Here is a 14,915-nt window from a genome sequence, read left to right as displayed (position 1 = left end):
ATATTGCTTCCCTTTCCTTAGATACTTTTCCCCTCCAACATATTCCTTGGATTTGTTTCAAGAATCTGTTGTGCATTCTTCTTAAGAACTACCTCTGCCGCTTTCTTCATATTCGGTCTGCGGTTTCTAAAATCATGGCAGTCACTTCCTAAAAAATGTATCAGTCCTTCTTTTGTAAGCTTCTTACAAAAAGATGAACGTTTGTCAAAGATTCCCCCGATCAGACTTTCTGCGTTAATCTGAATATATGCTCCAAGACTAACTAGTTCTTCAATCCTGTTGATATGGCAGAACACTGCTTCATAACGTTCTGCATGTGCTATGATCGGAATGTAGCCTGCATATCCGAAGCTCTGGATCGCACGATATATGTATGTATAAGGATCGTTCACTCCAAATTCTACTAAAACATATCGTGTTCCATTCATCGTCAATGCTTTACCACTGTCTAAATCTGAGATCGTACTTTCCTGATAATATAATTCACTTCCAAGATATAACTCTATCTCTGGATAATACTTCTCTGCTTTCTTGGAAATCTCTTCAAAATGTTCCATTATTATCTCTTTGTCCGGATATCCAAACTTCGGTCCGTAATGAGGAGTCATTATCACTGTATCCACACCTTGTTCACGTTCTTCATCCAGAAGTTCCATTGAATCACTGAGCGTCTTAGCCCCGTCATCAACCCCGTATAATATGTGTGTATGAATATCTATCATTCCCATAACAATCTCTTTTCTAATGTTGGCATAATATCAGAGTATTCTTTTTATCTTAAGAACTACTCTAGTATAATATATCATTCTTTTACTTAAGTTACAATCTTTTTGCTTTTCTAAAAATAATACAATTATCCGGTTTATTCTTTGCTGAATTCAACAAGCTCTAGTCCTTCATTTCTGTCTAATACAAACTGAATTCCCCATTCATTTTTAAACAGTAATAATGGATTTCCTCGCATATCTTTGACTTTCTTAACTTCAGATACACCACGAAGCTTGTTCATATCTGTATCGCGGTCTTTGATCCAGCGGATTGCCTGATATGGAAGCGGTTCTAAACGGATCTCACAGTTATATTCATTTTCCAGACGATATTTTAATACATCAAACTGCAGTGTTCCTACAACTCCTACGATGATCTCTGCAAATCCTGCCTCGTGTTCCTGGAAGATCTGAATAGCTCCTTCCTGTGCGATCTGTTCGACACCTTTGACAAACTGTTTTCTTTTCATGGAATCTAACTGAATAACTCTTGCAAAATGCTCTGGTGCGAATGTTGGAATTCCTTCGTATTCAAAATCATCTTTTGGAAGACATACTGTATCTCCGATGGAGAAGATTCCTGGGTCAAATACACCGATGATATCTCCCGCATAAGCTTCATCAACGATCTTACGTTCCTGTGCCATGATCTGCTGTGGCTGGGATAATCTCATTTTTTTCTTGCTCTGTACATGTTTTACTTCCATGTTTGCTTCGAATTTTCCAGAGCAGATTCTCATAAATGCGATTCTGTCTCGGTGGTTTTTGTTCATGTTCGCCTGAATCTTAAAGACAAATGCTGAGAATCCATTTTTCACAGGATCTACTTCTTCTCCTTTAGATGTTCTTGCAAGCGGTCTGTTTGTCATCTTTAAGAAATGCTCTAAGAATGGTTCTACACCAAAGTTTGTAAGAGCTGATCCGAAAAATACTGGTGATAATTTTCCCTGATGTACTTTGTCCATATCTAATTCTGCTGCTGCGCCATCTAATAGTTCAATCTCTTCCATAAGATTATCATAGAAATCTTCTCCGATTAAGTCTGCCGCATTATCATCGTCAGCAGAAATAATTGTTTCTTTTGCTTCTTTTGCTCCACCTGTGGATACTGCCTCGAATCTTAAGATATTTCTTGATGCACGTTCGTATACACCTTTGAATTCCTTACCGCATCCGATCGGCCAGTTGATCGGACATGTTTCGATTCCTAAAACTTTCTCGATATCATCTAACAGGTCAAATGTATCTTTGGCTTCACGGTCCATCTTATTGATAAATGTAAAGATTGGGATATGTCTCATGACACATACTTTAAATAACTTAATTGTCTGTGGTTCAACACCCTTTGATGCATCAATTACCATGACGGCACAGTCTGCTGCCATTAATGTACGGTAAGTATCTTCTGAGAAGTCCTCATGTCCTGGTGTATCAAGGATATTAATACATTTTCCTTCATATTCAAACTGTAATACAGAAGATGTTACAGAGATACCTCTCTCTTTCTCAATCTCCATCCAGTCAGATACTGCATGTTTTGAGTTTGCTTTTCCTTTAACTGACCCTGCTGTATTAATCGCTCCTCCATATAAAAGGAATTTCTCTGTCAGCGTTGTCTTACCTGCATCCGGATGGGAGATGATCGCAAAGGTTCTTCTGCGGCCAATTTCCTGCTCAATGCTGTTTGCCATAGTTTTTTCCTCTTTTCTATTCTTTCTATCTATCATTTTACTTTTCTACGCATACTTAGTCATATTATCACACACCTATAAAAATTTCTACTGATTCTTATGAAAAACAATGTTTTTCCTTATAAAATGTACGTTTTTTTACAAGCTGATTCATGGTATAATAAAAAATAATATTAAATCTAGGAGGATTTCTCATGAGCAACACAACTTTACACAATGAAAATGTATCTGTTACTTTAAAATCTCTTGGTGCTGAATTAACTTCTATCAAAGATGCTTCTGGCACTGAATATCTCTGGCAGGGGAACCCTGAATTCTGGAGTGGACAGGCTCCTGTATTATTCCCAATTGTTGGATGTCTTCGAAATGGAACTGCCACGATCGGCGACAACAAAACATGTTCTTTCGGCCGACACGGACTTGCCAGAAGATTAGAATTTGATCTTGTTTCTTCTTCTGATACAAGCGTTACATATTCTTTAAAAGCTAATGATAAAACAAAGGAACAGTATCCATATGATTTTGAACTTCAGATGACATATGAATTGACAGAACACGGCGTAAAAGTAAGTCACACTGTGATCAATCATGATTCTGTAGTAATGCCATACTGTGTTGGTGGTCATCCTGCATTTAACTGTCCTGTTTTTGAAAATGAATCCTTTGAAGATTATATCGTAGAATTTGAGCAGCCAGAGAATGCTGCCTGTGCACAACTTACAGAGGATGGACTGATCAACAACGCTGACCGAGTTTCTGTTCTTGAAAATGAAGCGGTTATCCCTGTGAGACATTCTTTATTCTATAAGGATGCTTTAGTCTTTGATGCGTTGAAATCTAGAAAAGTTGCTCTGAAACACAAGAAAACTGGTCATGGTATTTTAGTTTCTTTCCCTGATTTTGATTATCTTGGGGTTTGGTCTAGTGCGAATGATGGACCATTTGTTGCTTTGGAACCTTGGAGCGGAACTTCTACATGTAGTGATGAGGATGATGTGTTTGAGCATAAACGCGGGGTTCGATTCTTACAATCTGGTGAATCAGAAACTTTAAGCTTCTCAATCGAAATCTTATAATCAAAAAAGGAACCTCTTGATATTTTTTTTGGGGGGTTCCTTTTTTGTTAATTATATGGATTTTATATTCCAGTCCACCTCCTATATTCTTTTGCTTCTATCCCAAATGGTTCCAATAGTTTTGCTGCAATATGATATGTCATCTCCTCAATTGTCTCTGGCATATGATAAAATGTCATCATCGGAGGAATAATATGAACTCCTGGAATCATCGCCAATTCTTGAAGATTTCTTAAATGAATCGCACTTAATGGTGTCTCTCTTGCTGCAAGTACCAGTGGTCTATGCTCCTTGATCGTTACATCTGCTGCCCTTAATACCAGATTATCTGCATATCCACTGTGAATTCCTGCGATCGTCTTCATACTGCATGGAACAATGAGCATTCCTTCTGTTTTAAATGATCCACTGGCTGGGCCTGCTCCAATCTCTCTTGAATCTATGACATGATCCGCAAGTTGTTCTATTTCTTCTATTTTCATTTTTGTTTCATGTTCCAAAGTTAACTTTGCACTGTCTGTCATAATTAAATAAGATTCAAAATCATCCTGCTCTTTCATCAGTTTTAGACACTGGATCAAAATTGGCATTCCACTTGCCCCCGTTGCTCCTATGATCAATCGTTTCTTCATTAAAATAAATTTCCTTTTCTTAATTTATAACCAATGTTCTGGATCTACTTCCATAAATCTTGCTCTCTTAAATCGTTCTTTCTGATCGTATGGAACCGTACAGTCAAAGATCGTCTTGCATGCGATTCCATGATCTCTGATGCTTGGAGAACATGTTGGATCGTTGGATGGATCTAATGGATGGCATCTGACTCCCGGAATCGTGATGATATCTGCATCTCCTTGGAATCTTGTATTCATTGCCCATAAGACATCATTCATATCAAAGCAGTCAACATCTTCATCTACTAAAAATACATGTTTCAATTCACTAAACGCAGAAAATGCTAATAATGCTGCCTGTCTTTGTCTTCCTTCGTCACTGGCTTCTCGTTTCTTAAACTGTAGGACTGCCATATATTTTCCACCACCTGCTGATCCACAGTATACGTTCTGAAGACGTCCCGGCATTGCTTTTTCTACCATTCCGTAAATACTTGCTTCTGTCGGAATTCCTGCCATGGATACATGTTCTTCACTTGGTCCAATACATGTCTGCATGATTGGATTTTCTCTATGTGTAACAGCTTTTACCTTGATCAACCAGCACTGGGAACTTGCTGGTCCTGTGTATCCTGGAAATTCTGGCATTGCGTATCCTGTGTGGCTATTCTGGTCTTCCTGTACTCGTACATTTAGAATGACTTCTCCTTCGATGACATATTCTGCATTTGCAATTGCCATTTCGTTCACTGTTAAACATTTGCATAATTCGACTGGTTCATTTCTTAATGCTCCTGCAACAGCGAGTTCATCATATCCAAGTGGGGTTGTTGGTGCTTCAAAGCAGGAACCGATCTCGATCGCTGGATCGACTCCGATACTAATGGAAATTGGAAGTTTCTGTCCTAATTCTTCTGCACGTTCTGCCATTGCTCCGATATGTCTTGCTCCTGGCGTGAAGAAAATAGATAATTCATCTTTTCCCTGAATGCATAAGCGATGGATCGTCACATCATGAACTCCTGTGTCTGGATGTGTTGCATAGCACATTCCAAGGGTGATATATGGACCTGCATCATCTGGTGTGTTTGTTGGTGCTGGTACCAGATCGTATAGGTTGAAGTCTGGATCTTCTGCTTTATGAATGACCTGCTGACATGGTGGCGCTCCCTGATATTCAACTGGTGGGATTGGGTTATCTACACTGTGATAAAGTTTCTTTCCTAATTCTTCTGGTTTACAGTCTAAAAGAGCTGCTACACGCTTTCTGCTTGCTAGAACACCAATCGCTACTCTGGCATCTTTATGTCCTTTGACATTGTTAAATACCATTGCTGGTCCTTCTTTTGTCGGACGTTTGACTGTTCCACCTGCACCTACATAACGGTAAACTCCGGCAAGTTCTGCCATTGGATCAACTTCTACGTCAGTTTCTATGTATTGCCCTTCCATTGTTTTTAAACGTTCTAGGGCACTTCTTAAGTCTCTTACTTTGTCTGCCATACTTTTCCTTCTTTCTTTGTTATGATGATATCTTAATTTGCAATTTAATAATCCATTTTATGTTTTTTATTATATCTTGTGAATTTCCATGATTCAATTCATTTTTTGATATAATCATTTCCATATTTTATCCTAAAGTTTTATCTAAGGCAAAAAAATCTGATATATAACCCACAGATTACATATCAGATTTTTATTTTTATATTAGTTCTTATAAATGACGAATCTCTATCTCTTCTTCGGCTAATGCCTTGCGAATCTTCTCAACAAATAATAATGCTTTCTCTCCATCTCCATGCACGCAGATAGAGTCTGCTTTAATATCAATATCTTTTCCAGTAATTGAAGTAACTTTTCCTTCTTTTACCATGCGGATGACTCTCTTGATTGCTTCGTCTTCATCTTCGATCATGGCTCCTGGCTTTCTTCTGTTTACCAGGGTTCCATCTTCTTCGTATGCGCGGTCAGCAAATACTTCGCTGGCTGCTTTTAATCCGCAATCATGAGCGGCTTTGATCATTTCGCTTCCGGATAATCCCATGACAATCAGATCTTTGTCGTATTCGTAAATTGCTTCGCAGATTGCTTTGGACAAATCATAGTCTTTGGCTGCCATGTTATACAGAGCTCCGTGTGGCTTTACATGCTGTAATTTCACTCCGGCTGCTTTGCACATTCCGCCTAAGGCACTGATCTGATATAGTGTATATGCTTTAGCTTCTTCGTTGGAAATCGCCATACTTCTTCGTCCAAATCCCATCAGATCTGGAAGTCCTGGATGGGCTCCAATTCCAATTCCTGCTTCTTTGGCTCTCTGAATGGTCTGTGTCATTACGACTGGATCGGATGCATGGTATCCGCATGCTACATTTGCGGATGTGATCAGTGGAATGATCTTTTCATCATTTCCAATCGTATATCTTCCAAAGCTTTCTCCAAGGTCGCTGTTTAAATCTACCTGATACATAATAAATGATGCCTCACTTTCTTTTGTATACTCTGTTTATGAGTATCTTTCTTAGCTAATCTTAATAACTAGTCTAATATTCTTAATACTTAGTCTAATCTTAATAATCTCTCGATAAATCCTGTATCTGCTTTTCCTTCACAGAACTCTCGATTGTTCATCAGCTGATACTGGAAATCAAGGTTTGTATGAATTCCTAAGATTACCATTTCATCGAGGGCTGTTCTCATTTTTTGTAATGCTGCATCACGGTCTGGTGCATGTACAATGACCTTTGCGATCATGGAATCGTATTCGGATGGGATGCGGTATCCTGTGTAGATCGCTGTATCCACACGAACTCCATTTCCAGCTGGAAGATGCATATGTTTGATCACTCCAGGGCTTGGCATAAAGTTCTTCTCTGGAATCTCTGCATTGATTCGGCATTCGATGGCATGTCCATTGATATGAACATCTTCCTGTGTAAAGCTTAATTCCATTCCCATTGCTACACGGATCTGTTCGATGATCAGGTCTGTCCCTGTTACCATCTCTGTCACTCCATGTTCTACCTGAATACGGGTGTTCATTTCCATGAAATAGTAAATTCCTTTTGGATCAAGGATAAACTCTACGGTTCCTGCATTTGTATAACCTACGGCTTTTGCTGCAAGGATCGCATCGTGATTCATGGATTTTCTGATCTCATCTGTGATCGCTGGGGATGGTGATTCTTCGATCAGTTTCTGGTGATTTCTCTGAACAGAGCAGTCACGTTCTCCTAATGCTACGACATTTCCATGTTCATCTGCCATGATCTGAATCTCGACATGTCGTGGATTCTCAATGAATTTTTCAATATACATCGTGTCATCACCAAATGCATTGGCTGATTCTCTTTGTGCAGTATTGAAATTAAATTCAAAATCTTCTTTGGATTTTGAAACACGCATTCCTTTTCCACCACCACCGGAAGATGCTTTGATCATAACCGGATATCCGATCTCGTCTGCTAATTTTTCTCCTGTCACTGCATCGTAGACAGGTTCTTTTGTTCCTGGTACAACTGGAACTCCTGCTTCCATCATTGTCTTTCTTGCATTAGATTTATTTCCCATGCTGTCGATGACTTCTGCACTTGGTCCGATAAATGCAATATCATTTTCCTTACATAAACGGACAAAGTCTGCATTTTCAGATAAAAATCCGAATCCTGGATGAATTGCATCGGCATCCGTGTTCTTTGCTGCTGAAATGATACGTTCCATATTCAGATAACTATTTTTTGCAGGACCTTCTCCGATACATACTCTTCGGTCTGCAAGTTGTACATGAAGACTGTCTTTATCTTCTTTTGAATAAACCGCGATACTCTTGATTCCCATATTACGACAGGCACGGATGATCCTGACTGCGATTTCTCCACGGTTCGCGATCAATATACTTCGAAACATATAATGCCTCCTTTAGTCTTCAATTTTCTTTACTTTAAATAATGGCTGTCCATATTCGATCTTCTGCTCGTTACTTACTAAGACAGCTTCGATCTCGCAGTCAAAATCACTTTCGATCTCGTTCATTAATTTCATCGCTTCAAGGATACATACTGTCTGTCCTGCTTTAACGCGGTCTCCAACTTTCACGAATGCTTTTGCTTCTGGAGATGGTGCAGAATAAAACGTACCTACGATCGGAGATGTAATATATCCTTCATCGTCAGAATCAAGACCATCTGCTGCATTATCAACCCCCTGTGTAGAAACTGCCATCGGTGTTGATGGTGCTCCAGCACTTCCTCTTCTGCTCATTTTAATTTTTACATCGCCTTCCTGAATACTGAAATCCAGCATAGAAGAATTCTCGATGATCTTTACTAATTTTTCAATTTTTTCTAAATTCACAGTGTTTCTCCTTTTCTATTCAAATAGAGCGCTGATTCGTTTTGCAACTAGTCTGCAGTCTAATACTTCTTTACAAGGTGTATAAATCTGACTTCTGAAATCATTCAGTTCTTTCATCTCATCTGCTAACAGCTTCTGAGCTTCTTCGACTGATACGGCCTGAAATCTTACTTTTTGTTCTGTCTTTCTCTGGACAAGTTTCGGAATATCCACAGAGATGACCGTTGCAATCTTTGCATATCCACCGGTTGTCTGTCGATCTGCTAATAAGATGATCGGTTTTCCATGGCTTGGCACCTGAACAGATCCAAATGCGATTCCATCGGAAATGATATCGGATGTCGTTTTGTATGCAATAAATGGACCTTCTAAGCGGCATCCCATACGGTCAAATTCACTTGTCACTGTATATTCTGAATTTAAGAATGTCTCGCGTCCTTCTTTGGTAAACATCTTCTCCTGTGGACCCATGACAACTCTTAAGGTTACTTTTTCCTGATCAAATTCATTTAAATCCAAACTTCTTGATAAATAGTATGGAAGATATCTTCGTTTTGCTCTGAATCCGATATAATCTCCATCTTCGAGTTTACGTCCTTTAAATCCACCGATCTTGCACTTGATATTGGTTGAACGGCTTCCCATCACAACTGGTATATCAAGATAACTTGAAAATGCAATATATCCTCTTGTTCCAGTTCTTGCTCCGCCAAATGTCAGGATATCTCCACGATGCATATAAATTGCTGTATACATCTTCGCAGGTTTTCCATTGATCTGTGGGCGGAAATTTCCACCTGTGATCGAAATAATCGTCTCTGATGTAAATTCAAGAGTTGGTCCCATTAAAGTAAATTCGAGGACTGCTTCATTTTCCGGGTTGTCCAGTAAGAGGTTTGCGATCTTAAAAGAACGAACGTCCATAACTCCGGATACGCTGAATCCTTGACTCTGATATCCTGTTCTTCCAAGATCCTGCACGGTTGTCAGCATTCCACCTTTTAGTATACGAACTCCCATTGTTTACACCTCCTTTGTATGAATGACACATTCATAAGTTCCATTTTCAACCTGTTCTTTGATCTGTTTATATTCTTCTTCTGATACAGGCACAAAACGGATATAGTCTCCAGCTTCAAAAAGAATTGGATCCTCTCGTTCTGGATCATAAGTTTTTACCGGTGTCATTCCAAGGAGCTGCCATCCTCCCGGTGAATCCAGTGGATAAATTCCCGTCTGGGAACCACCGATCCCGACACTTCCTGCTGGGATTCTGATTCTTGGATTGGCAAGTCTTGGTGTATGGATTCTCTCATCCAATCCACCAAGATAAGAAAATCCTGGTAGGAATCCAAGCATATAGATTAAATAGTCCTTAGAAGAATGAATCTCAATAACTTCTTCTTCCGTTAAACCAGCATGTTTTGCGATATTTTCGATATCTGGTCCGTATTCTCCTCCATAGCATACTGGAATCTCAAAGACTCTGGATGCAGAGGCTTCTTCATTTACATCCAGTTTTAATAACTTCTGCAAACGTTTTGTCAATGATTTATAATTTACCACTCTTGGATCATAATTGATCAAAAGACTGGTAAATGCCGGGATCATATCCTGTACTCCTTCAATATGCTGTGCTTTTAAAAGATGTACAAAGGCTGTGATCCTTGCGTTGATCTCTGGAGAGATTTCCTGTCCAAACTCAATAAGCAGGGCTGAATCTCCCGCAGTGCTAATCTTTACTTCTTCCATTTTTTCACATAACTCCTTTCGGTCAGTCTGTGTTTTTTATATTTTAATCTTAACTACTTATGTAAATAACTCTACTTATGCAAACAGTGCAGTTAAGCTGCTTAATGATGTAATTCCAAGATATCCTGAAACAACGACTACCACGATTCCAAGGATCAGTAATAATACTGGATGATGATAATCTTCTCCCATGATCGATTTCTTCTGGGAAGCGATCAGGCAGACACCTAATGTGATCGGTAAGATCAGTCCATTTAAGGCTCCTGCAAGTACAAGTAATACGGCTGGCTGTCCAGCAAGTGCCATACAGATCGTGCTGACTGCGATAAATCCAACGATAAACCATTTCTCGTTCTTCTCAATCGTCTTGCTGAATGTCTTAAGGAAAGATACTGATGTGTATGCGCATCCAACAATTGACGTGATCGCTGCACATAAGATCACAAGTCCAAAGAAACGGTATCCGATCTGTCCTGCTCCCTGTAAAAATGCATCTGCTGTTGGGTTTGCTGGATCTAGTGTATGAGCTGGTGATGTTGCTGTTGCTACAACAACTCCTAAAACTGCAAGGAATAAGAAGATACGAACGATCGTTGCGATTCCCATTCCCATAACAGAACTCTTATTGATCTCTTTTAATTTTTCTTTTCCAGTGATTCCTGCATCGATCAAGCGATGAGCTCCTGCAAATGTGATATATCCACCAACAGTTCCTCCAAGTAATGTAAGGATTGCTGGGAAAATATCACTCATAGATGCTGTAGGAAGTACTGTCTCTTTTACTGCCATACCAACTGGTGGCTGTACAATAAGAATTACGATAAAGATGACAAGGATCATGATACCACCAAGGACTTTTGTAAGATTATCCATTGCATTCATAGCGTTTTTCATCAAAAATACAAGGATCGCGATCGCTCCTGCGATAAAATAGCCAACAGTTGTTGGAATTCCAAGTAATGTATTAAAACCTAAGGCTCCTCCACCAACGTTACCAATATTAAATACAAGTCCCCCAGCGACAACTAAAAACGCGATCAAATATCCAAGTCCAGGAAGCACTTTGTTGGCTACATCCTGTCCACGCATTCCAGATACACACAAAACTCTCCATACATTTAACTGTACGATCGCTGCCAAGATCACGGAGATCAGAATTACAAATCCGAAACTTCCATGAAGACTATCTGTAAATTTACCAGTCTGTGTGAGGAATCCAGGTCCAATTGCCGATGTTGCCATAAGAAATGCTGCCCCGATCAAGGCGCTTGCACTTTTCTTGTTATTCTCTTTCTTCATAGTAAATAATTTCCTTTCATTTTCAATATAATGAAACGATTATATCAAATTTTCTGATAATATGCAACTTTAAAGCGATAAATGAGTATATACAAAACTTATCAGTCAATACCCTATAATATACACTCTGTATACTGGTTTCGATAGACTTCTGTTTTATGTGACGGAAATAAGATAACAAGAAATATTGATAAGAAACCGGTGGCAACGATCAGCAGATTTTACTTCAGGAAACTCAACACTGCCTTATAAACTTTCTCCACCCCATCTTCATTCAAAATCTCATGTCTGCGATTTAAAAACAGCATTCCTCTGACATTATTGTATCCTCGTTTTTTCAATGTTGTCATAGCTTTTGCATATTGTTTCTTTGATCCGATGCATGGATCATCTGCTCCTGCGATAAATAAAATCGGCAATGATGGATGTTTTACCTGCCATCCTTTGTTATTATATGTTTCATCCATTAATAAGAAGAGATTCAAAAATCCATTATTGCTAAATACAAACCCATCGAGTGGATTTTCATCATAGGCCTTTACATTTTCTTTATTATAACTGATCCAGCCGTTTTCTGATTCTCCTTCTTCTAGTATTTTCCCGTATAAACCAAATGCCAGTTTCTGAAAGAAATCACCTCTTTTATGTGGTCTTATTTTACACGCTGCCTTTGCCAGCAAGGTTGCTGCCTTCGCAGCTTTATTCTCGCTTGGACTTCCGCATATGATCAGTGAATCTAATTCATTATCATATTTTTTCAAATAACATCTTACAACTAGTGATCCCATGCTGTGTCCAAATAAATGATATGGCATTTCTCCATATCGATCTTTTGCCCATTGAGTGATCTGATGTACATCTTCAACGATTGCTTTTCCACTTTCGTCGTAAAAATATCCGAGATCTTCTTTTGCTCTTATACTTTTTCCGTGTCCTCTATGATCATGAATTATACTGATATATCCTTGTTTACATAGCATCTCCATAAATGGCTCATACCGTTCTTTGTGCTCTGCCATTCCATGAACAATCTGTACGATTCCTTTTGGTTCTTCTTCTGGTTCCATTAATAATACGTGTAGTTTTAGTCCATCTTGTTTTGATGTCAGATATACTGTTTTCTTCACTTTTGGCACCTCCATCCTGTTTATTTCTTTTAGTTTAATTCTAATGAATTTTTGTGTCAAATATTGATTTGTGGTAAACTATGAACATAACTATCAACGCTTTTATGGAGGACTTTATTATGAAAGCAAAAATGAAAAAAATCAGTGCATTGTTTCTATCCTGCATCCTGCTTTTTTCAATTACAGCATGTCAGAAGAAACGAACAGCAAAAGAAGTTATGCAGTCATCTCTTAAACAAAGCAGCAGTCTAAAAGATGCTGATTTTAATGGAAATGCCTCTTATACAATTGAAACGGGAAAAGAGGGATCTCAATCAACAATTAATTTTAAGATGAACTTCGATACCAAACTTCAAACACTAAAAAAAGATAACCTCAAAATGTCCATGACTTCTACCATCAATATGCTTGGTCAGAATATTAACATGACAATGTATTATGCAGATGGATATTATTATATGAATTCTAATGGTACAAAGCAGAAAATGAAAATGGATATCGCCAGTCTCCAAAAACAAATTCAATCAACCACAGGACAGTCAACTTTGCCGATCAAATATTATAAAGATCTTAAACTTAGTGAAGATGATGGTAACAACGTCATCAGTTATAGTATTAACAGTGATGGATTAAATAAATATGTTGAGAATATCACAAATTCCATGTCTGCGATCACAGGCGGCAGTGATTCTATTAAGATCACTTCTATGTCTGGTAAAAAAACGCTCAATGATAAAGATCTTCCTGTGAAAGAATCTATCAAAATGGTAATAGAAAGTAACAGTAATGAAGTTGGAAAAATAACTTTGAAAATGGATCTTATTTATCATAATCCTGGAAAATCTGTTACTGTTTCACTTCCAAAAGATTTAAATACCTATCAGGAAGTATCTTCTAACAATTAGTGAACAAAGAATATAAAAAATCCCTTTTCCTATTTACATGATAAGTTAAATACAAACTTTTCGATATAAATAGAAAAGGGATTTTTATTTTATATTCGTTTATTGGCAAGATATTCTCTCATTGTCTCTGTTTTTATGTTCAATAGACATAATTCGACATAAAATATTATACTCTTTTGTAGGAAATACTGTCAATCATAGTAAATATTGATCTGAAAATAGTTTTATGAACATTTTGTAACTTAAAATCACTGGAATTTCCACATTTTTCATGCTATCTTGTATATAACAAACTTGTAGTTAGGAGTTATGATCTTATGAATTGGCACGGGAAACGTTATTATTCGTTTGACAGCTTTTTAAAAAATTATTTTGGTGAGAAAATTTATAAAGTATCTTTAGATGGCGGTTTTACATGTCCAAATCGAGATGGAACACTTGGAACTGGCGGCTGTATTTTCTGCAGTGAAGGAGGATCTGGAGATTTCGCTTCTTCATCCTGCTTATCTGTAACAGATCAGATCTCTGCTGGAATTGAGATGGTTTCTAAGAAGATTGAGAACGGAAAGTATATTGCTTATTTTCAAGCATTCACAAACACTTATGGTCCTATTGAGAAATTAGAATCTTTATATATGGAAGCGATCCATGATCCAAGAATTGTTGCTCTTGCGATCGGTACAAGACCTGATTGTCTGCCTCCTGAAGTTCTTAACCTGCTTGAGCGTTTGAATCAGATCAAACCTGTGTTTGTGGAACTTGGATTACAGACAATTCATGAAAAGACTGCTTCATTTATCAGGCGTGGATATCCTTTGTCTTGTTTTGATGAGGCGGTTTTGAATCTTCATAAAATTGGAGTGCTGACGGTTGTTCATCTGATCCTTGGACTTCCTGGTGAAACAACTGATATGATGCTTGAATCGGTTCGTTATTTAAATCAACTTCCTGTTCATGGAGTGAAATTTTCTATGCTGCATATTTTGAAGAATACAGATCTGGCAGCTTATTATGAAGAACATCCATTTGATGTTTTTACTTTGGATTCTTATGTTGATCTGCTTTTAAAATGTATTGAAAATTTAAGTCCTGAGATCGTGATTCATCGATTGACCGGGGATGGCCCGAAAAATCTGTTGATCGCTCCTGTTTGGAGTCTTCATAAGCGGAAAGTTTTAAATACGATTTCGCATGAGATGAAGATTCTTGATATTAAGCAAGGAGATCTGTTGTGATTTTTAGTTGTGTATTCTTCAGGAACATGATCATGTAATTTGATGCATTTTCAAATAGCTCTACTAATTTATATAAATATTTGTTATATTTAAGAA

14 protein-coding genes are annotated in these 14,915 nt (G+C 37.9%); 3 read left to right on the top strand and 11 right to left on the bottom strand.

The annotated features are described in order from the left end of the window. Positions 1–17: 17 nt before the first annotated feature. Complete coding sequence (locus KE503_RS01085; protein WP_212384300.1) at positions 18–728, bottom strand: CpsB/CapC family capsule biosynthesis tyrosine phosphatase; 711 nt, start codon at positions 726–728, stop codon at positions 18–20. Between the two features lie 134 nt (positions 729–862). Then, positions 863–2,458: a peptide chain release factor 3 gene (locus KE503_RS01080; RefSeq protein WP_022374883.1), complete on the bottom strand. Its 1,596-nt coding sequence runs from the start codon at positions 2,456–2,458 to the stop codon at positions 863–865. A 194-nt stretch (positions 2,459–2,652) separates the two neighbouring features. Between KE503_RS01080 and KE503_RS01075 the strand changes: the two genes are divergently transcribed. Next, positions 2,653–3,534, top strand: a complete 882-nt coding sequence (locus tag KE503_RS01075) for an aldose 1-epimerase family protein (RefSeq protein ID WP_212384299.1) — start codon at positions 2,653–2,655, stop codon at positions 3,532–3,534. A gap of 62 nt (positions 3,535–3,596) precedes the next feature. Here the strand turns inward: KE503_RS01075 and KE503_RS01070 are convergent, their stop codons facing one another. From KE503_RS01070 to KE503_RS01030, 9 genes are all read right to left on the bottom strand, one after another. Beyond that, positions 3,597–4,166 carry a UbiX family flavin prenyltransferase gene (locus tag KE503_RS01070; RefSeq protein ID WP_022374881.1) on the bottom strand — a complete coding sequence of 190 codons (570 nt, stop codon included), beginning with the start codon at positions 4,164–4,166 and terminating at the stop codon, positions 3,597–3,599. Between the two features lie 24 nt (positions 4,167–4,190). Continuing rightward, complete coding sequence (locus tag KE503_RS01065) at positions 4,191–5,651, bottom strand: UbiD family decarboxylase (RefSeq protein WP_212384298.1); 1,461 nt, start codon at positions 5,649–5,651, stop codon at positions 4,191–4,193. Positions 5,652–5,862: 211 nt separating this feature from the next. Further along, the gene (locus KE503_RS01060) at positions 5,863–6,618 is read right to left on the bottom strand and encodes a LamB/YcsF family protein (protein ID WP_022374879.1); all 756 of its coding nucleotides are present in this window, start codon (positions 6,616–6,618) and stop codon (positions 5,863–5,865) included. Positions 6,619–6,707: 89 nt separating this feature from the next. Then, positions 6,708–8,054: an acetyl-CoA carboxylase biotin carboxylase subunit gene (gene accC, locus KE503_RS01055; RefSeq protein WP_212384297.1), complete on the bottom strand. Its 1,347-nt coding sequence runs from the start codon at positions 8,052–8,054 to the stop codon at positions 6,708–6,710. A gap of 12 nt (positions 8,055–8,066) precedes the next feature. Then, on the bottom strand, positions 8,067–8,501 hold the full coding sequence (gene accB, locus KE503_RS01050; protein ID WP_022374877.1) for an acetyl-CoA carboxylase biotin carboxyl carrier protein: 435 nt from the start codon (positions 8,499–8,501) through the stop codon (positions 8,067–8,069). A gap of 15 nt (positions 8,502–8,516) precedes the next feature. Next, complete coding sequence (locus KE503_RS01045; RefSeq protein WP_212384296.1) at positions 8,517–9,521, bottom strand: biotin-dependent carboxyltransferase family protein; 1,005 nt, start codon at positions 9,519–9,521, stop codon at positions 8,517–8,519. A 3-nt stretch (positions 9,522–9,524) separates the two neighbouring features. Further along, complete coding sequence (gene pxpB / locus KE503_RS01040) at positions 9,525–10,253, bottom strand: 5-oxoprolinase subunit PxpB (RefSeq protein ID WP_117944298.1); 729 nt, start codon at positions 10,251–10,253, stop codon at positions 9,525–9,527. Positions 10,254–10,328: 75 nt separating this feature from the next. Next, positions 10,329–11,552, bottom strand: a complete 1,224-nt coding sequence (locus KE503_RS01035; protein ID WP_212384295.1) for an NRAMP family divalent metal transporter — start codon at positions 11,550–11,552, stop codon at positions 10,329–10,331. A 221-nt stretch (positions 11,553–11,773) separates the two neighbouring features. After that, positions 11,774–12,679 (bottom strand): alpha/beta hydrolase, encoded by a 906-nt coding sequence (locus KE503_RS01030; RefSeq protein WP_022374873.1) that lies wholly within the window; start codon positions 12,677–12,679, stop codon positions 11,774–11,776. A 119-nt stretch (positions 12,680–12,798) separates the two neighbouring features. On the opposite strand from KE503_RS01030, the gene KE503_RS01025 reads away from it, so the two are divergent. Both KE503_RS01025 and KE503_RS01020 read left to right on the top strand, forming a co-directional pair. Then, the gene (locus KE503_RS01025; RefSeq protein ID WP_249182919.1) at positions 12,799–13,584 is read left to right on the top strand and encodes a DUF6612 family protein; all 786 of its coding nucleotides are present in this window, start codon (positions 12,799–12,801) and stop codon (positions 13,582–13,584) included. 317 nt (positions 13,585–13,901) lie between these two features. Continuing rightward, on the top strand, positions 13,902–14,819 hold the full coding sequence (locus KE503_RS01020; RefSeq protein ID WP_022374871.1) for a TIGR01212 family radical SAM protein: 918 nt from the start codon (positions 13,902–13,904) through the stop codon (positions 14,817–14,819). Positions 14,820–14,915: the final 96 nt, after the last annotated feature.

The sequence above is a fragment of the Anaerostipes sp. Marseille-Q3525 genome, from assembly GCF_018223505.1.
GTDB classification, from domain to species: domain Bacteria; phylum Bacillota; class Clostridia; order Lachnospirales; family Lachnospiraceae; genus Anaerostipes; species Anaerostipes amylophilus.
This window is presented reverse-complemented; position numbering and strand designations above follow the sequence as displayed.